19 protein-coding genes and 1 pseudogene are annotated in these 17,818 nt (G+C 69.9%); 8 read left to right on the top strand and 12 right to left on the bottom strand.

All coding sequences use genetic code 11. From position 1 onward, the window contains the following. Positions 1 to 7 precede the first annotated feature (7 nt). Both ACH41F_RS39735 and ACH41F_RS39730 read left to right on the top strand, forming a co-directional pair. On the top strand, positions 8 to 1,117 hold the full coding sequence (locus tag ACH41F_RS39735; protein WP_398839695.1) for an RICIN domain-containing protein: 1,110 nt from the start codon (positions 8 to 10) through the stop codon (positions 1,115 to 1,117). Between the two features lie 321 nt (positions 1,118 to 1,438). Continuing rightward, positions 1,439 to 3,019: a lectin gene (locus ACH41F_RS39730; protein WP_398839694.1), complete on the top strand. Its 1,581-nt coding sequence runs from the start codon at positions 1,439 to 1,441 to the stop codon at positions 3,017 to 3,019. On the opposite strand, the gene ACH41F_RS39725 is transcribed toward ACH41F_RS39730, so the two are convergent. Then, positions 2,995 to 3,675: a hypothetical protein gene (locus tag ACH41F_RS39725; RefSeq protein WP_391243122.1), complete on the bottom strand. Its 681-nt coding sequence runs from the start codon at positions 3,673 to 3,675 to the stop codon at positions 2,995 to 2,997. The genes ACH41F_RS39730 and ACH41F_RS39725 overlap by 25 nt on opposite strands. 124 nt (positions 3,676 to 3,799) lie before the next feature. Further along, positions 3,800 to 4,297 carry a hypothetical protein gene (locus tag ACH41F_RS39720; protein ID WP_391366210.1) on the bottom strand — a complete coding sequence of 166 codons (498 nt, stop codon included), beginning with the start codon at positions 4,295 to 4,297 and terminating at the stop codon, positions 3,800 to 3,802. 475 nt (positions 4,298 to 4,772) lie between these two features. On the opposite strand from ACH41F_RS39720, the gene ACH41F_RS39715 reads away from it, so the two are divergent. After that, the gene (locus ACH41F_RS39715; RefSeq protein ID WP_398839693.1) at positions 4,773 to 5,711 is read left to right on the top strand and encodes a helix-turn-helix domain-containing protein; all 939 of its coding nucleotides are present in this window, start codon (positions 4,773 to 4,775) and stop codon (positions 5,709 to 5,711) included. Between the two features lie 143 nt (positions 5,712 to 5,854). Beyond that, positions 5,855 to 6,187: a hypothetical protein gene (locus tag ACH41F_RS39710; RefSeq protein ID WP_391243127.1), complete on the top strand. Its 333-nt coding sequence runs from the start codon at positions 5,855 to 5,857 to the stop codon at positions 6,185 to 6,187. On the opposite strand, the gene ACH41F_RS39705 is transcribed toward ACH41F_RS39710, so the two are convergent. Genes ACH41F_RS39705 through ACH41F_RS39690 form a run of 4 tightly spaced genes read right to left on the bottom strand, consistent with a single transcriptional unit; the run spans position 6,156 to position 11,017 of the window. Continuing rightward, positions 6,156 to 7,364: an XdhC family protein gene (locus tag ACH41F_RS39705; RefSeq protein WP_391243130.1), complete on the bottom strand. Its 1,209-nt coding sequence runs from the start codon at positions 7,362 to 7,364 to the stop codon at positions 6,156 to 6,158. The two genes, ACH41F_RS39710 and ACH41F_RS39705, sit on opposite strands and share 32 nt — an antisense overlap. After that, positions 7,357 to 9,474, bottom strand: coding sequence for a xanthine dehydrogenase family protein molybdopterin-binding subunit (locus tag ACH41F_RS39700; protein ID WP_398839692.1), 2,118 nt, complete (start codon positions 9,472 to 9,474; stop codon positions 7,357 to 7,359). Before ACH41F_RS39700 ends, ACH41F_RS39705 begins: the two co-directional genes overlap by 8 nt. Then, positions 9,471 to 10,463: an FAD binding domain-containing protein gene (locus ACH41F_RS39695; RefSeq protein ID WP_391243136.1), complete on the bottom strand. Its 993-nt coding sequence runs from the start codon at positions 10,461 to 10,463 to the stop codon at positions 9,471 to 9,473. Before ACH41F_RS39695 ends, ACH41F_RS39700 begins: the two co-directional genes overlap by 4 nt. Next, the gene (locus tag ACH41F_RS39690; protein ID WP_391243139.1) at positions 10,460 to 11,017 is read right to left on the bottom strand and encodes a 2Fe-2S iron-sulfur cluster-binding protein; all 558 of its coding nucleotides are present in this window, start codon (positions 11,015 to 11,017) and stop codon (positions 10,460 to 10,462) included. Before ACH41F_RS39690 ends, ACH41F_RS39695 begins: the two co-directional genes overlap by 4 nt. A 156-nt stretch (positions 11,018 to 11,173) precedes the next feature. Here ACH41F_RS39690 and ACH41F_RS39685 point away from each other — a divergent pair, with 156 nt between their 5' ends. After that, positions 11,174 to 11,776: a TetR/AcrR family transcriptional regulator gene (locus ACH41F_RS39685; protein ID WP_398839691.1), complete on the top strand. Its 603-nt coding sequence runs from the start codon at positions 11,174 to 11,176 to the stop codon at positions 11,774 to 11,776. Between the two features lie 93 nt (positions 11,777 to 11,869). After that, positions 11,870 to 12,448, top strand: coding sequence for a hypothetical protein (locus tag ACH41F_RS39680; protein WP_398839690.1), 579 nt, complete (start codon positions 11,870 to 11,872; stop codon positions 12,446 to 12,448). On the opposite strand, the gene ACH41F_RS39675 is transcribed toward ACH41F_RS39680, so the two are convergent. The 5 genes and pseudogenes from ACH41F_RS39675 to ACH41F_RS39655 form a co-directional block, all read right to left on the bottom strand. Continuing rightward, on the bottom strand, positions 12,399 to 12,797 hold the full coding sequence (locus ACH41F_RS39675) for an integrase core domain-containing protein (RefSeq protein ID WP_391243148.1): 399 nt from the start codon (positions 12,795 to 12,797) through the stop codon (positions 12,399 to 12,401). The two genes, ACH41F_RS39680 and ACH41F_RS39675, sit on opposite strands and share 50 nt — an antisense overlap. After that, positions 12,710 to 13,178, bottom strand: a pseudogene (locus tag ACH41F_RS39670) (transposase family protein); the annotation flags it as partial. The gene ACH41F_RS39675 and the pseudogene ACH41F_RS39670, both read right to left, overlap by 88 nt. A gap of 149 nt (positions 13,179 to 13,327) precedes the next feature. Further along, a complete protein-coding gene (locus ACH41F_RS39665) occupies positions 13,328 to 13,507 on the bottom strand; it encodes a DUF6207 family protein (protein WP_398839689.1) in 180 nt (59 codons plus the stop codon). Positions 13,508 to 13,539: 32 nt separating this feature from the next. Then, positions 13,540 to 13,842 carry a hypothetical protein gene (locus ACH41F_RS39660; RefSeq protein WP_391243154.1) on the bottom strand — a complete coding sequence of 101 codons (303 nt, stop codon included), beginning with the start codon at positions 13,840 to 13,842 and terminating at the stop codon, positions 13,540 to 13,542. Beyond that, entirely contained in the window at positions 13,839 to 14,621 is a 783-nt protein-coding gene (locus ACH41F_RS39655; RefSeq protein WP_391243157.1) for a winged helix-turn-helix transcriptional regulator, read from the bottom strand. The genes ACH41F_RS39660 and ACH41F_RS39655 overlap by 4 nt, the downstream gene beginning before the upstream one ends. Positions 14,622 to 14,781: 160 nt before the next feature. Here ACH41F_RS39655 and ACH41F_RS39650 point away from each other — a divergent pair, with 160 nt between their 5' ends. Together ACH41F_RS39650 and ACH41F_RS39645 are read left to right on the top strand one after the other, a co-directional pair. Then, positions 14,782 to 15,588, top strand: a complete 807-nt coding sequence (locus ACH41F_RS39650; protein ID WP_059193854.1) for an alpha/beta fold hydrolase — start codon at positions 14,782 to 14,784, stop codon at positions 15,586 to 15,588. 766 nt (positions 15,589 to 16,354) lie between these two features. Then, a protein-coding gene (locus ACH41F_RS39645) for an IS5 family transposase (protein ID WP_398839706.1) occupies positions 16,355 to 17,262 on the top strand; the annotation gives its coding sequence in 2 pieces (ribosomal slippage) (positions 16,355 to 16,700 and positions 16,700 to 17,262; 909 coding nt in all). On the opposite strand, the gene ACH41F_RS39640 is transcribed toward ACH41F_RS39645, so the two are convergent. Continuing rightward, the gene (locus tag ACH41F_RS39640; RefSeq protein ID WP_391243160.1) at positions 17,259 to 17,753 is read right to left on the bottom strand and encodes a MarR family transcriptional regulator; all 495 of its coding nucleotides are present in this window, start codon (positions 17,751 to 17,753) and stop codon (positions 17,259 to 17,261) included. The two genes, ACH41F_RS39645 and ACH41F_RS39640, sit on opposite strands and share 4 nt — an antisense overlap. Positions 17,754 to 17,818: the final 65 nt, after the last annotated feature.

The raw sequence follows: 17,818 nt of genomic DNA, 5'->3' as shown, positions 1-17,818 counted from the left end.
CGCGGAGGTGACCGTACCGCCCGGCAACGGCTTCAACGGCGGGAAGATCTACTACCCGACGGACACCTCTCTGGGCACGTGGGCCGCGGTCGCGGCCGTGCCCGGCTACACCGCCCGGTGGGACGCCGAAGGAGCGTGGATGGGACCTTGGCTCGCGTCCTTCGGGTTCGTCGTCATCGGCATCGACACCAACAGCCCCAACGACTACGACACCGCCCGCGGCACCCAGCTGCTCGCCGCGCTGGACTACCTCACCCAGAAGAGCCCGGTGCGCGACCGCGTCGACCCCAACCGGCTGGGCGTGCTCGGCCACTCCATGGGCGGAGGCGGCGCCATCAGCGCAGCCGAACGCCGGCCGTCCCTCAAGGCAGCCCTGCCGCTCGCGCCCTTCTCCCCCTCACAGAACCTGTCCACCCTGCGCGTACCCACGATGATCATGGGCGCACGGGACGACGGCACCGTCACCCCCTCCTATCTCAACGGACTCTACGGCGGCATGCCGGCCGCCACCCAAAGCGCCTACATCGAGCTCACCAGCGGCGGCCACGGCTTCCCCACCTGGGGCAACTCCAACGTGACGCGCCGTACGATCCCCTGGCTCAAGATCTTCCTCGACAACGACACCCGCTACACCCAGTTCCTGTGCCCGTCGCTGGCCGACCACACCGGCATCTCCCGTTCCCAGACCAAGTGTCCCTACGTGCCGCCCGGCACGACCACTCCGCCGCCGAGCGGTGGCCAGATCGTCGGCGCCGGCTCCGGCCGCTGCCTGGACGTACCGAACGCGTCACAGACCAACGGCACCCAGGTCCAGCTGTGGGACTGCTCGGTCAATGCCAACCAGAAGTGGGCCCGCACTGACGCCGGGGAACTGCGCGTGTACGGCACCAAGTGCCTGGACGCCGAAGGCGCGGGAACCTCCCCCGGCACACGGGTCATCATCTGGGACTGCCACGGCGGACAGAACCAGCGCTGGAACATCAACGCCAGCGGCACCATCACCAGCGCCCCATCCGGCCTGTGCCTGGACACGAACAACGGCGGCACCGGAAACGGCACCCAGACCGTCCTGAGTAACTGCAACGGCGCGTCCACCCAGCGCTGGACCCTCCGATAAGGAGGACACAACCCGACCCTCGGCAGAAGGAGGCCGAAGTGCCGCCCAGCACACGGCACTTCGGCCGCCACAGGCACCCCCTGCGGCCCGGACACCCGACGGGCCGCAGGGGACGACTTGCGACGGCATCGCCGCACTCCGGCCGCCAGGCGCAGCCCTGGGCAGGGTCGTTGCACCGCCGTCCGGCTGCCCGATGCGGGACGTTCGGTACCGCACTCGCTGCACCGACCAGCACCATCTGGGACGACGTCGGCCACCGGCACAACGGGCCCGGGCCCACGCTCGACGCCCTCGGATCCGCACACCGATCGAGGAGAACCCATGCTCAGGCTCATCCGCGCGGTGCTATCGGCGGCCCTGGTCGCCGCCGCGGCACCTGTCGCCCTCTTACCCGCCCCCCAGGCTCAGGCACTCGACAACGGCCTCGCCCGGACCCCGCAGTTGGGCTGGAACGACTGGAACAGCTTCGGCTGCAACGTGAGTGACCGTCTGATCCGGGAGACCGCGGACGCGATGGTCTCCAGCGGCATGGCAGCGGCCGGCTACCAGTACGTCAACATCGACGACTGCTGGTCGACACGGAACCGTGACGCCCGCGGCAACCTGGTCCCGGACCCCGTCAAATTCCCAGGCGGCATGAAGGCAGTCGCCGACTATGTGCACGGCAAGGGGCTGAAGCTCGGCATCTACTCATCGGCAGGCCTGACCACCTGCGCCGGCTACCCCGCCAGCCTCGGCAACGAGCAGCGCGACGCCAACCTGTGGGCATCCTGGGGCATCGACTACCTCAAGTACGACAACTGCGGTGACCACCAAGGCCGCAGCGGCCAGGAACGCTATACCGCCATGCGCGACGCGCTCGCCAGGACAGGCCGCCCCATCCTCTTCGCCCTCTGCAACTGGGGCCAGGACCAGGTCGGCACCTGGGGCCCCGCCACCGGCAACTCCTGGCGCAACACCGGCGACATCCAGGCCAACTGGAACTCCGTGATGGGCATCCTGGACGCCCAGCCCGCCTGGGCGGGCTTCTCCCGCCCCGGCGCCTGGAACGACCCGGACATGCTCGAGGTCGGCAACGGCCTCTCCGACACCGAGTCCCGAGCACACTTCAGCCTCTGGGCGCTGCTGAACGCGCCTCTGATCGCGGGCAACGACCTGCGCACCATGAGCGCCGCCACCAAATCGATCCTGACCAACACCGAGGTCATCGGGGTCAACCAGGACTGGGGCGGCCGGCAGGGCAACCGCCTCGTCGACAACGGCAACACCGAGGTGTGGACCAAGCCGATGGCCAATGGCTCCGTCGCAGTGGTCCTCCTCAACCGCGGCAGCGGCACGGCCACCGTTTCCACGTCCGCTACACAGATCGGCCTCGGCTCGGCGTCCAGTTACTCGGTACGCGACCTGTGGGCGCACACCACCAGCACGACCAGCGGCTCCATCAGCGCTTCCGTCCCCGCCCACGGCGCCGCGATGTACGTGATCTCCGGCGGCGGGAACCCGCCCGGCAACAGCACCTACTCGCTGAAGGGCCAGGGCTCCGGCCGCTGTCTGGACATCACCGGGGGTTCCCAAGTCAACGGAACCCTGGCCGCGATCTGGGACTGCAACGGCGCCGCCAACCAGCGGTTCACCAGCACCAGCGCGGGCGAACTGCGGGTCTACGGCGGCGCCAAGTGCCTGGACGTCGTCGGCGGCGCCACCGCCAACGGCACCGCCGTGAACATCTGGGACTGCAACGGCCAGGCCAACCAGCAGTTCCGACTCAACGCCGACGGCACCATCACGGCCGTCGGCTCAGGTAAGTGCCTCGACGTCAATGGCGGCGCCACCGCCAACGGCACCAAGGTCCAGATCTGGTCCTGCGGCGGCGCACCTCACCAGCAGTGGACCCGCGCCTGACCGATCCCTGCCGCCCGACGCCGTCCGGGCCCGGGCCGAGACCACGGTCCGGCCCGGGCGGCCGACACGCCTTGCAGGTCCTCGGCGGCATCAGTGCCCGGCTCGGCCGAGACGCCGAGGATGCGCAGGCCTATGCCGCGTCGACTTCGGCCTGGCTGACCCACAGCCGCTCGGTCGGCCAGATCGCCAAGGGGCACCACGGTGGCGATGGTGTCGAACAGCATCCGCTCCGTCCAGCCCTGCCCCAGGTCCTCGCCGCTCAGGCTCTCCGGGCCCGGCCGGGGCACCGCCGCGGGGGCGTCGGGCCAACTGCTGGTCACGGCGCCGGGGTTGAGGCCGTGGGCGGCCTGGACGGCCGCGATCGCATGCTCGTAGGTGTCGGTCTGCATGTCTATCGTCAACTGCACACCCTCCCTCGTACCGAGGGCACGGTCCAGACTGCCGGACGGGTCGGGGGCGGAGGTGGCGGCGGCCGGGGCATCGACGCCGTCGCGCCCTACGTGCTGGCGCCGGGCTTCCTGCCGGACCGTGGCGCGCAGGGCGCGGACGTCGCCGCGGACGTGCTGGGTGCGGCCCCCGAGGCGGCCGCTGTGGTACTGAAACGTCTCCGCGAAACGGCATCGGCCGCTGTCTTGCCGCGGATCGCGTGACCGCATGGTTGAAGGTCCGGCGGACGCACCGACCGCATCACCGGTTACGGGACAACCTCTGGTCCATCTCCGCACAGAGCTCGCCGGCGTGGGTCGATGCGTACCGATCGGGCGTCCTCAGAAGGAGCCCTCAGGCCACCCACTCCGTATAGTCTCCGATGATCCTGTCGCCGAGGTTGCACCATGCGACGCTCTCCGCGGTCGCCCATACCCAGGGACCGTAGTGCCAGTACTGGTAGCCGCCCAGGGTCTCGCACTTGACATCTTCACGGTACCGTCCCGAGTTGCACCAGGTCTTGTTCCCCTGATGGCCCGCACTGCCGGTCACCCGTTGGCCCCAACATGAGGCCAGAGCGGAGTCGCTGGACGCAGGGAGGGCGGCCACAGACGAGCCGCTGTCCGCCACCGCGCTAGGTGCAAGCGCCATCGCTCCCCCCAGGACGAGCACCGTTGATGCCAATGCCTTTGCGATACGACCTTTGATCATGCAGATCTCCCAGGTGTCGACGAGATGTGTATGCGTCGCCGGCTCACTCCGCCCGGCGATTGATCGCTCGTTGACGACGGTAGGCGCAACCCGCGATCCGCGAGCACCCAACTGTGCACCGTGCCCCTCCAGTTCGTGCACGGTGCACGATACGGATCGAGGGACCGCAGCAGCACGCGCGTGGCCGCCGTGGCGTCAAGGGAACCGGTGAGGCGTGACGCGTCTTGCTCCCAGAGGCCGAATCTCAGCTCCTTCACGCGCCACGCGATCAGGACCTGTTGGGCGGCGGAATCCGTAACTCCTGGGTCCACGTGAGCCCCACTGCGGCCGCGGGCGCCCCGCCCCCTCGCGGCCGACGCCGCGCAATCAGCCGCGCTGGCGTCCTCAGGGCAACCGGTCAGGACCAGTGAGGCCGACGCGGCCATCGCGCAGGTCACCTGTCGCGTGGTACGGCCCGATTCGCGAACGGCGCCCAGGAAACAGCAAAGGCAAGGAGAGGTCATCCGCTCCTTGCCACTCTCAACTTATAGCGCGTGCGGGGGCTTGCCGCAAGACCCCCGTCATCGCGCAGAATCTCCGCGCCATCGCACATGCATGCTGCTGGAGGTGTACCGGCATGGCGGAGCACATGGGTTCCCGATTATGCGGAACCGAGTCGTTCGAGGCACTTGCCTCGGCCCTGTTCGCGCCCCTTCGGGTGGTCGATCCCGACCCGCGGGAGTTCGAAGCAGTGGTCGACCACGCCGCCGTCGGACCCCTCGTCGTCGCTCGCATTCGGGCCACCGCGGCGACGGTGACGCGGGACAGACGCAGCATCACGTCGAGTGATGTGGAGTGGGTGCACTTCAACCTGCACCATCGCGGCACCGTCAGCGCGATCCAGGACGACCGCACCACCACGGTGCGGCCCGGTGAACTGTTCGCGTGCGACAACACCCGGCCGTACCGGCTTATCGGCGCCGACTCCAGTGACATGACGGTGCTGTGCGTTCCCCGGGCGAGTCTTGGCAGGCACGTGGACGCCATCAGCCGGCGTACCGCGCTCCCCCTCCCCGCCCAAGGGGCGATCGGCAAGCTCCTCAGCCATGCGTTGTCCACCGTCGACGAGGACCTTCCTCGACACGGCGCGGTACGGATGCACCTCGCCGACGCCCTCACCGCGCTGCTCCTCGGAGCGTTCGCCGACACCACCCCTGAACGCGCTGCCGTCGCCAGCGACCTCGTCGACCGCATCCGGGCCTACGTGCTGGCCCATCTCGACGACCCCCACCTCAACGCAGAACGCACCGCACGCCGGCACAACATCTCGGTGCGACACCTCCATGCGCTCTTCAGGGGAAGCGACATGACCTTCGCCGCCTGGGTCCGGCACGAACGCCTGCGTCGGATCCGGCGAGATCTCCTCGATCCCGCCTCCGCCAACGTCTCCACGGCGGCCATCGCGGCACGATGGGGCGTGCAGGACGCCAAACACCTCGGCAGGGCACTGAAGAGCGAGTTCGGCGAGACCGTGAGCGATCTGCGCCGCGGACCGCGCCGGACGAGCCCACCATGATTCACCCCCCGGATGATCTTTGAAGACGGACCCCTACTGTGTTGCGCCTGACATCGCGGGCTTGAATCTGTAGCCCGTTTTCATGTCTCGGGGTCCTCGTGCCGTTGAAGTTGTGCTGCCTGATGAGGTCGCAGTTCAGTGACGTGACCACGCCGGCCCGGAGCACAGCGGAGCGACTGCACCTCCAGTACGACGACCGGAAGGTGACCCTGGCCGTTGACGCAGGTACAGCCGCCGCCACTGTCTGCGACCCGGACCGGATCATTCAGGTCCTGGTGAACCTGCTCGGCAACGCACTGGGCTCGTGCGATCGGCACGGGCATGTGGCGCTGTCCGTGCACGGCGAACCGTCGCCCGGGCACCACGTGATCGTCCGGGGCGTCGCCCGGGCCCAGGGCGGAGACATCACCGCCGAATCCGACGGGCTGGGCAAGGGAGCAACCTTCACCTTGCGCCTACCGCAGGATGCTCACTGAGAGCCGGTCCACGAGGATGTCGGGGCGCATGGCCGTGGTGGATCGGTCCGCCCGACCCGGTCAGGGGCGTGCCCGTACCGCCCCGCCGGGTGGCGACGATCTCCGCCGCGATGGACAGGGCCGTCTCCTCGGGTGTGCGGGCACCGAGATCGAGACCGATGGGCGACCGCAGCCGCGCCAACTCCCGTTCCGTCAGGCCCGCTTCACGCAGCCGTCGGTCCCGGTCGGCGTGCGTGCGCCGCGAGCCCAGCGCGCCGACGAAGGCGGCCGGCATCCGCAGGGCCGCTTCCAGCAAGGGTACGTCGAACTTGGCGTCGTGGGTGAGCACGCACAGCACCGTGCGCGCGTCGGTCGCCGTCTCCCGCAGATAGCGGTGCGGCCAGTCGACCACGACCTCGTCGGCCTCCGGGAAGCGGGCCCTGGTGGCGAAGACGGGGCGGGCGTCGCACACGGTCACGTGGTAGCCGAGGAACTTGCCCACCCGTACGAGTGCCGCGGCGAAGTCGATCGCCCCGAAGACGATCATGCGGGGCGGCGGCACTCTCGACTCGACCAGCAAGGTCACTCCGCCGGGACAGCGCGAGCCGTCCGCCGAGAGCTCGACCGTGCCGGTGCGGCCGGCGTCCAGCAGGGCGCGGGCTTCACCGGCCGCCGTACGGTCCAGCTCCGCGTGCCCGCCGAGTCCGCCTTCGTACGAGCCGGGCCGGGAGAACCGGGAGGGCTCCCCCACCGCTTCGCCCGGCCGTACCAGCAGGGCCGTGCCGAGGAGTTCGGCGGGGCCGCGTACCACGCGGGCGAGGGCTGCCGGTTCGTCCTGCGCGGCGGCCGACAGGGCCGACCGGAGCACCGGCCGCGCGGGCGCGTCCGGGCCGACCGGGGTGACCATGATGTCGATGGTCCCGCCACAGGTCAGCCCCATCGCGAAGGCGTCGTCGTCGCTGTAGCCGAACCGTTCGACGACCGTCTCACCGTCCTGGAGGGCCTGGACGCACAGGTCGTAGACCGCTCCCTCCACGCAGCCGCCGGAGACCGAGCCGATGACCGTGCCCTCGCTGTCGACGGCCAGGGCGGCGCCGGGCCCGCGCGGGGCGCTGCCGCCGACGGCCACGACGGTGGCGACGGCGAACGCGCGGCCCTCCTCCATCCAGCGGTGCAGTTCCCCGGCGAGGTCAAGCACGGACGCCTGCCGTCAGGACGCGGTCGGGACGGATTGGCAGGTCCCGGTGGCGTACGCCGGTCGCATGCCAGACCGCGTTGGCGACGGCCGCGGCGGTGCCCACGATGCCGATCTCGCCGATGCCCTTGATGCCGACCGGGTCGTCGGGGTCCGGGTCGTCGATCCAATCCGCCTCGATGGCCGGGACGTCGGCGTGGGCGGCGACGTGGTAGCCGGCGAGGTCGGCGCCGTAGTGGCTGCCCAGGGCCCGGTCGCGGACCGCCTCCTCGTGCAGGGCCATGGAGATGCCCCAGGTCATGCCGCCGACGAGCTGGTTGCGGGCGGTGAGCGGGTTGACGATCCGGCCGGCCGCGAAGATGCCGAGCATGCGGCGCACGCGGACTTCACCGGTGGCCGGGTCCACGGCGACCTCGGCGAACTGGGCGCCGAAGGAGTGCCGTTCCTTCTGGGCGAGGGCGCCGATGGCCTCGGTGGTGTCCGACCGCACGGTGATCCCCTCCGGCGGGATGTCGGCGCCGAGGGCGAGCCGTTCCCGCAGTTCCCCGGCGGCGATCGTGACCGCCCAGGTCCAGGAGCGGGTGCCCATGGAGCCGCCGGCGATGAACGCGGGACCGAGGTCGCTGTCACCGATCAGCACCCGGATGTGTTCCGGTGTGGTCTGCAGGGCATCGGCGGCGACGAGGGTGAGTGCGGTCCGGGCGCCGGTGCCGATGTCGGCGGCGTTGATCCCCACGGTGTAGGTGCCGTCCGCCTCCGCCGTTACGGCCGCCGTGGACGGGCCGGCGCCGGCGGGGAAGGAGGCGGCGGCCGTGCCGGTGCCGAGCAGCCAGCGTCCGTCGCTGCGCAGGCCGGGGCGCGGGTCGCGGTCGGCCCAGCCGAACCGGCGGGCGCCTTCCCGGAAGCAGGCGATGAGGTTGCGGCCGCTGAACGGCAGCCCCGACACCGGGCCCGTCTCGGGGTCGTTGCGGGCGCGCAGTTCGATCGGGTCGAGGCCGCACTTCACGGCGAGTTCGTCCATCGCCGACTCCAGCGCGAACGACCCCGGTGCCTCGCCTGGCGCGCGCATGTAGGTCGGGGTCGGTACGTCGAGTCGTACGAGCCGGTTGGCGGTGTGGTGGGCGTCGGCGCCGTACATGGTCCGGGCCGGGCCGGCGGCCGACTCGACGAACTCGTGCACGGTGGAGGTGGCGCTGAGGGAACGGTGTTCCAGCGCGCGCAGTCGGCCGTCGGCGTCGGCGCCGAGCCTGAGGCGCTGCCGGGTGGGGCTGCGGTAGCCGGTGAGGCAGAACATCTGACGGCGGGTCAGGATCACGCGGACGGGGCGCTGCAGTTCGGTCGCGGCCATGACGGCGGCCACCTGGTGGGCGCGGATGCCCTTGCTGCCGAAGCCGCCGCCGACGTGTTCGGAGCGCACTCGGACCGCGGACGGGTCGAGCGAGAACATCTGCGCGAGCTCACTCGCGACCCAGAACGTGCCCTGGTTGGAGTCGACGACTTCGAGCCGGCCGCCGTCCCAGCGGGCGGTGGCCGCGTGCGGCTCCATCATGGCGTGGTGCTCTTCGGGGGTGGTGTACTCGGCGTTCACGACGACGGCGGACGCCGCGAGTTCGGCCTCCAGGTCGCCCTTCTCGATCACCGCCGGACCGTGGCTGTCGACCGTGTAGGCGTCGGGGTGCTCGCCGGTGAAGTCGACGTCGTGCGGCTCCTGTTCGTAGTGCACGACCAGCGCTTCGGCGGCCTCCCGGGCCTGTTCGGAGGTCTCGGCGACGACCAGGGCCACCGGCCAGCCCGCGTGCGGTACCCGGTCGTGCTGGAAGACGGCCGCGGTCGGGTCCGGGACGCCCAGCAGACCGACGTAGCCGGTCTCGACCCGCGGGGCGTTGCCGTGGTGCAGGACGGCGACCACGCCGGGCATGGCGAGGACGTCGGCGGTGTCGATGGAGCGGATGCGGCCACGGGCGACGGTGGAGAGCGCCAGCCAGCCGTACGCGAGGTCGGCGAACGGGAACTCGCCTGCGTAGCGGGCGGCTCCGGTGACCTTGTCGCGGCCCTCGACGCGGGTGTGCGCGGTGCCGACGGCGTTCTCGCGTGCTGTGGGGGCGGTGGTCATCGGGCAGCCTCCTCGGCCAGTTCGGTCAGCACGGCCACGACGAGGTTGCGCATGAGGGTCACCTTGTACGCGTTGTGCAACAGCGGTGTCGCGGCGGCGAGTTCGGCGTCCGCGGCGGCGGCGAAGGTCCCCGCGTCGGCCGGCGCTCCGGTCAGGACGCGCTCGGCCTCCGTCGCCCGCCAGGGCCGGGACGCGACCGCCCCGAAGGCGAGGCGTACCTCGCGTACGACGCCGTCCTGGACGTCGAGCGCGGCGGCGACCGAGCCGATGGCGAAGGCGTACGAGGCCCGCTCGCGCACCTTGCGGTAGCGGGAGCGGGCGGCCACCGCAGTGGGCGGCAGGGTGACGCCGGTGATCAGTGCGCCCGGCGGCAGCGCGGTCTCGCGGTGCGGGGTGTCACCGACCGGCAGGTAGAAGTCGGCGAGGGGCAACGCGCCGGACCCGTCGGCGGTTTCGTAATTGACGACCGCGTCGAAGGCGGTCAGCGCGACGCCCATGTCCGAGGGGTGGGTCGCCACGCAGTGCTCGGAGGCGCCCAGGATGGCGTGGTTGTGGTGCTCGCCCTCGATCGCGGGGCAACCGCTGCCGGGCACACGCTTGTTGCAGGGCTTGGTCACATCGGTGAAGTAGCCGCAGCGGGTGCGCTGGAGCAGGTTGCCGCCGACGGTGGCCATGTTGCGCAGCTGACCGGAGGCGCCGGCCAGGACGGCCTGGGCCAACGCCGGGTAGCGGCGGCGGACTTCAGGGTGGGCGGCGAGGTCGCTGTTGGTGGCGGTCGCGCCGATGCGCAGGCCGCCGTCCGCCGTCACCTCTATGTCGTCCAGCGGGAGTTCGCGGACGTCAACCAGGCGGGCGGGCCGCTCGACGCCGGTCTTCATCAGGTCGACGAGGTTGGTGCCGCCGCCGAGGAAGCGGGCGTCGGGGTCGGCGTCCAGTAGGGCCAGGGCCCCAAAGACGTCGAGGGCCCGGTCGTATGCGAACTCCCTCACGCTGCCGCCTCCCCGGTTTTCGCTTCCGCCGCCCGGGCCACGGCCTGGACGATCGAGACGTACGCGCCGCAGCGGCACAGGTTGCCGCTCATCCGTTCCCGGATCTCCTCGGCGCTCAGCGGTGGTGGTCCGGCCTCGGGGTGGATGTCGTCGGTGGCGGCGCTGGGCCAGCCGGCCGCGTGTTCCTCGATCACCGCGATCGCCGAACAGATCTGGCCGGGGGTGCAGTAGCCGCACTGGTAGCCGTCCAGGTCGAGGAACGCCTGCTGCACCGGGTGCAGTCGGTCGCCCTCGGCCATGCCCTCGATGGTGGTGATCTCGCGTCCTTCGGCGGCCACGGCGAGTTGCAGACAGGACACCGCCCGGCGCCCGTCGAGCAGTACCGTGCAGGCGCCGCACTGCCCCTGGTCGCAGCCCTTCTTGGTACCGGTCAGGTCGAGGCGCTCGCGCAGGGCGTCGAGCAGGGTGGTGCGGTGGTCGACGGGCAGGGTGTGCTTCTCGCCGTTGATGTTCAGGGTGATGTCGCTGGACGTAGACGGTGGGGCTGGGGCCATGTTCAGCCTTCTTTCACGTGTCCCGGACACGTCGGGGCGTCAGTCCGACGCTAGAGTGAGCTCAAGCGGACAACTGTCCGCCTACGGCCCGAACGTAGTGGACAACTGTCCGGTTCTCAAGGACCGCTTTCGGACACGAACCGGCGAGGAGGACGAGTGCGGCAGGACGACCCGCGCCTACGCTCGGACGCGCAACGCAACCGCGAACGCATCCTGGAAGTGGCCCTCGCCGAATTCTCCCGGGCCGCCGACACCCCGCTGAGCGCGATCGCCAAGAAGGCGGGTGTCGGCCAGGGCACGTTCTACCGGAACTTCCCCAACCGCGAGACGCTCGTTCTCGAGCTCTACCGCCACGGAGTCCAGCAGATCGCCGACACCGCGTCCGAGCTGCTGGAGACCAGGGAGCCCGACCGCGCGCTGCGGGCGTGGATGGACCACCTCGCCGGGTTCGCGATCACCAAGGCCGGCCTGGCGGAGGCGATCCGCCAGGCCACCTCGTCCGGGAAGGCCACGAAGCCGGGCCACACGCCGGTGACCGACGCGGCCGACCTGCTGCTCCGTGCCTGCGAGGAGGCCGGCACAATTCGTCCCGGCGTCACCGCCGACGACTTCATGCTGGCCATCGCCGGCCTGTGGCAGCTCGCCCCGCACGATGACTGGCAGTCGAGGGCGACACGCCTGCTGGACATCGTCATGGACGGGTTGCGCGCGGGGGCACCCGGACCGCAGGGCCTGCCCGGCGGATCAGACCGGCCGTGAGGGACGTGCCTCGTCGGCACGGGTGAGCGGGGCTCGGTGCCACCGAGCTGCCGCCATGCACCGGGCCCCGCAGCCTCGTCCCGGACGCGGCACATGGAACTCGTGGCCTGGCTGAAGGCCGAGCACGGTCTGGGCCGCAACGCCAGAGCCGTGGGGGCGGACGGGAGGCGCCGGGTTGATGGCGGGCTCGAACGGAAGATGCGGGCGAGCGGCTGTACGCCGAGGGCCGCCGACGGCCCGCTCAAAGGGTTCCTGCGGAGTTCGGACGCGCCGATCGTCTCGCGCGCCATCGTGAGACCCGGCGCCCCGCTGAGCACCGACCTGGTGAAGATCTTCGGCTGGTGCGACAACGACTGGGGGTTGCACCCGCGGGCTGCTGGACTTCACCGAGTCGCGCTCGTCTCTCGCGCGGGTGACGAGGAGGCTCTACCTGTGGTGTTCGGGGCAGGAGCGGCCATCGGCGTTCTGGGTGGGATGATCGGGCTGGGCGGCGCGGAGTTCCGCCTGCCCCTGCTGATCAGCCTGTTCGGGTTCGCCGCCCTCTCGGCCGTCATCCTGAACAAGGCAATGAGCCTGGTCGTGGTCCTGGTGAAGTTTGCCCGTGATCTCGGACACTCGATGGTTATGCCGCGAGGGTGTGCTGATGCCGCTGCCTGGTCTCGGCTGGAGTGAGGTAGCCGAAGGTCTTGTGCTTGCGCAGGCGGCGGCGGTTGTAGAAGGTCTCGACGAAGTTGAAGACCTCGGCGCGGGCGGCGGCCGGGTCGGGCGAGATTCTCGTGCCGATTTCCTCTTTGAGTAGGGCCCAGAAACTTTCCGCGGCGGCGTTGTCGAAGCATGATCCGGTGCGTCCACAGCTCTGCCGCAGCCCCAACTCGCGGATGCGGTCGCGGAATTGGGCCGATGTGTACTCGCTTCCGCGATCACTGAGCTCTTTCAGCGTTGCCGCTCCAGAGTGAGAACGGCTGCCGCGATTGACGTCATTCGATTCGGGCTGCAACGCGCCTTGCGGAAGATCCGCCATCGTTTGAGTCGTGCCGGGCCGCGCTCGACCGCTGCGCGGGCCTGGGACAGCGCTCGGTTGACGGTCCGCTGCGTGGGGGACAGTTCGCCTTTGGGCGGGCGTCGCCGTGGTGTGGTCACCCATGGTCCTGCGCCGATGTAGGCACAGTCGGCCAGGACCGGGACTCCTTGGCGTTCGCAGATTCGGATGATGCGGTGGGTGCGGGCGGCGGTCAGGTCGTGCGTGCGGCCCGGCAGTGCGGGCGAGATCCACAGCAGTGCGCCGGCCGGGTCGGTGACCAGCTGCCAGGTTCACTCCGTGCAGGCGGTGCTTGGCCGAGTAGTCGGCCCGGCTGTCGCCGACCCGGTCGCACTCCGCCAGGGTTCCGTCGAGCAGGACGTACTGCCACAGGGGTGGACGCCGGGTACGCGCTCCTCGGATATAGGGCTAACAAACCGGCTCAGCCGGCGACGGCGCTCCTCTTGGCGAGGGCCTTGACGCCGCCTCCGACACCGAGGGTGAAGGCGCTGACTACTGCGACCCCGGCGATCTCAGAACCGGACCGTGGTGAGCTCCTGGCGCAGGTCCAGGTAGCAGCGCAGCCGTACGCCCGGCTCGCCCGGGTCTCGGGTCGTGTCCTCCGCTGTGGCCGTCGCCCACCGGTCGGCGAGCATCTGCTGGAAGGCGAGCGCGATGGCGTCGTCGACGACGACCAGGCCCGGCTCACTCACGTGTGCCTCGTTGATCGGGTTCATGTACGGCCCTACACGCCCGGGCGACCGGCGAGAGTTCCGCCGCGGCGGTCCCAGCGGTCCGTGAGGAGGGAGACGCCGTCGTCGATCTCCTCCGGCCTCCAGCCGGTGATGTCGAGCAGCAGTCCGTCCAGCGGTCCGCCGACCAGTTCGGCGTAGCTGCGTCCCGGCTTCGGGCCCGGGTGGTCGAGGCACGGCGGCTGCGGGGCCGCACCCGCACCGTCGGCGACTACTTCGCAGGCGAACAGCACCTGCTCACTGTCGGCCGGCGTGATCTCGCCACCGGTGTCCGGGGTCCGCGGACTGCCGCTCACCCCCGACGACTTGCTGCGCTGACGGCGGGATCCGGGAGTTCGGCGTTCGGTGATCCGGGGTCAGGTGATCCGGGGTCAGGTGATACGGGATCCGGCGGCCCGGGGTCCTGTGGCGCCGGATACCGCACGGCTGCGGGAAAGCAGCGCAGCAGCGCGGCGAGCCGCTCGGTATCGCCCGCCACTTCGGTGTCTGCCCGCTCGACGGCGTCGTGCAGCGCCGCACCGGCGAACACCAGATCGCGCAATGTCGCCGCCTCCGGCACGGTCAGCCACGCATCGGGTTCGGCGTGCTCACCGCGGTCCAGCTCGAGGCGTCCGCCCGCAACGGTGGCGCGGAACCGGTCGCCCGCGACGTCCAGCTGGCAGCGCAGCGACAGCTCACCCGCCAGTGCCGGATCGAAGGTCGCGCGCAGGGCGAACAGCAGCGCGTCGACGCTCAGTTCCGCCGCGCCATCCTCGGGCAGCGGTGCGCGGCTGCCCCAGTGGGCGAGCGCGCGGAGCACGGGCTCCAGTTCCTGCCCGCGCTCGGTGAGTTCATACACGGCGGCGGGCGCAGGCGGTCCCAGGCGCCTTCGCCGCACCAGGCCGTCGGCTTCGAGCTCGCGCAACCGCTGCGCGAGGACGTTCTGGCTCATCTGCGGCAGCCCGCGGTGCAGGTCGGAGTAGCGCTTCGGGCCGAAGACCAGCTCCCGCACGACGAGCAACGCCCACCGCTCGCCGACCGCGTTGAGCGCTCGCGCGATGCCGCAGGGGTCGTCGAACACCCGCTTCTTGCTCATGCACCCGAGTGTACTAGACAACAGGAGTGAATGCTCCTAAATTAGGAGTATGAATCGTGACCTGAGCCGACGGCACCGTCATCGGCTACACACGGCGCGGGTCAACATGCTCCGACGGTGACGACCACGCATCGAGATATGGAGACAAGCAGTGAACGAGATGACACTTCGTGTGACGTCCGCCGACGGTACGAGGATCGCCTACGACCGGAAAGGCACTGGCCCGGCGGTGATCCTCGTCGGCGGCACCCTAGACGACGGCGCTGAGAACGCGCCGCTGGCCCGGCTCCTTGCCAACCATTTCACGGTCTACAACTACGCACGACGCGGCCGGGGCGACAGCGGTAATACACCGCCGTACGCCGTGGCGCGGGAGGTGGAAGACCTCGACGCGCTGATTGCGACAGCCGGCGGCTCAGCTCACTTGTACGGCGCCTCATCTGGCGGCGCCCTCGCGCTGGAGGCAGCAGCGGCAGGTTCGGCGATCGACAAGATCGCGGTGTGGGATGTGCCGTACGTGATCGGGGACGACCTGTGGCCGAGGTTCAACCAGTACCTCGCGGACACCCACGAGGCATACAAAGCCGGGCGGGACGAGGAGATGCTGGAACTGTTCATGAGGCTTACCGGCGGACCCGACGCGGACATCGCGGCTGGCAAACAGCACCCGTACTGGGCCTTGTCCGTCGCGCTCGCCCACACGCTCGTCAAGGACGCCATGGTCCTCAATGACTACAAGATCCCCACGAACCGACTTGCCCGCATCACTCAGTCGGTCCTGGTGACCACCGAGGGTCCGATCACCGAGCCCCAGATGGCGGGCCTCCCGACCGACTTCTTCGACCGCGCCGCGAAAGCGATAGCCGCTGCCACCCCCCAGACCGAACGACACACGCTCGACGGGCAGGGACACGTCGTCGCCCCCGAACTCATGGCCCGTGTACTGAAGACGTTCTTCGACCAGTAACCCGTCGACTGATCAGGTCGCGACCGTGGGTCGCTTCGGAACGCAGGCCCATCGGCCACGTCAGCATCGGTCGGTGAGCGGCGACTCCTGAGTTCCGGAGTCTCGCCGCGTGTTGGCGCGAACGCGATCTGCAGCCTGCGATCCCTTCCCTATGACGGGGGCTCCGATGACGCGGATCTTGCCGCGGGCTCGTCAACTGGGCAGCCAGCGCACGGACTCACCCCCGGGAAGTCGTCAACGACGCCAGCAGCGAACTAAGGACTCGCGCGGATAGGTGACCATCCGCCGGTCGGCGGGTTAGCTCGGTTTTCATACCGAGTGCGATCCATAGCCGACGACCGGGGAGGTCCCCATCATCATGCGCGCACTCGAACGCGAGGTTGTAGACGCCGTGTATGCGGCGATCGAGCCGCTCTTGCCCGAGCATCCGGCTGCCAGCGAGGTTCGGAGAACGACACTGGTAGCAGCAACATGAACGGCGTCCGCTGAGGAACCCCAATCGGACAGAAGCTGAGTCCGGGCGGCAACCCCGTCGAGCTGTACGCCAGGCTGACCTGCGTCGTCTCGGATTCCTGGTACGCATTGATTCTCAGTGACCGGGGGCTAACCGTGTCGTCGTTGCTCATGCGGCTGGGGTGACGGACGATGAGGCAGCCCTCCTCAGCCCCGGCCTGGCGGATCACCCCAGCAGACGCCTACGCGACGGCGCAGGAAGCGGTGGGCTCTATGCCTTGACCCTAGGTCTTGTCCGATAATTGATCTTGTGGTGGGTCGTGGAGAGCTGACGGATGTGGCGTGGGAGCGGATAGCGCCGTTGTTGCCGGGTGTTGATGGGCGGGGTCGTCCGTGGCGGGATCACCGGCAGGTGATCAACGGGGTGTTGTGGCGGTTGCGGACGGGTGCTCCGTGGCGTGACCTGCCGGAACGCTTCGGGCCGTGGCAGACGGTCTATGAGCGGTTCGCCCGGTGGGAGGCGGACGGGACCTGGGCCCGCCTGCTGGAGGAGGTCCAGGTCCGCGACGACTCGGTCCGGGCGGTGGAGTGGACCGTGTCGGTCGACTCCACGATCAACCGTGCCCATCAGCACGCCGCCGGCACCCGCAAAAAGGGGCGGCGCCGAGGGACGAACTGGAAGATCCGGCACGCGCGGCGGCTGGTCAGGCGCTCGGCCGGTCCCGCGGCGGGCTGACCACCAAGGTTCACCTCGCCTGTGACGGCCGGGGCCTGCCCCTGGCCGTCCTCGTCACGCCCGGCAACGTCAACGACTCCACCGCCTTCGACGCGGTCCTGGACGCGGTGCGAGTGCCCCGGACCGGCGTCGGTCGGCCGCGCCGCAAACCCGACGCGGTCATCGCCGACAAAGCGTATTCGGCACAGGCGATCCGCCAGACGCTGCGGCGCCGCGGCATCCGCGCGGTGATCCCGGAAAGAGCGGACCAGAAGGCCAACCGGATACGACGCGGCCGGACCGGCGGCAGACCACCGGCCTTCGACCGCGCTCTCTACAAGGCCCGCAACGTCGTCGAACGCTGCTTCAACCGGCTCAAGCAGTTCCGCGCCATCGCGACCCGCTTCGACAAACTCGCCGCCCGCTACCGGGCCGGACTCCATCTCGCAGCACTCATCCTCTGGCTCCGCGAACCCAGCCAAGATCATTTGTCAGACACGACCTAGGCCCGTCTCGCTCCATTCTGCTCCCGGACGGAGTCGAACAGCGAGGTCAGAGTGGGACTTTCCGCGAGGCTGCCCAGCAGGGCGTGCAGCAAGTGTCGTTCCGTGGCGCCCAAGTCTGCGAGGACTTCACCGTCGAGAGCGACGAGTGTGCGGTTGAGCTCGGCAAGAACCTTGCGGCCTTCGGCGGTGATGTCCACGGCGTAGCGGCGACGATCCTGCGGATCTCGCGTCCGCTCCGCGTATCCGGCGCGCTCCAAGTCGTCGAGACTCGTCACCATCGTCGCAGGGTCGATGCGCAGGAATGAACCAAGTGCCAGTTGCGGCATGGCGCCGTTGTCCGCCAGAGCCTGCAGGACGCTGTAATGGCGCACCCGCAGGCCGGTTCCGCCGATGCCGTCCTCGGCGATCCTGAAAGCCACCTGCCCGAGCTTGACCAGCAGGCAGATGGTGTGTTCGGCCACTGTCCCCGGTACCAGCGGAGCCTCGGACATCGTTCATCCCGCCCATGGTTAGTCATACGTATGGTCCTGGTCCATCGTACGAGAAAGCCCGACGG

The sequence above is a fragment of the Streptomyces sp. NPDC020489 genome, from assembly GCF_044386545.1.
Lineage (GTDB): Bacteria > Actinomycetota > Actinomycetes > Streptomycetales > Streptomycetaceae > Streptomyces.
The sequence above is the reverse complement of the archived record's forward strand: the minus strand, read 5'-3'. Positions and strand labels throughout refer to the sequence as shown.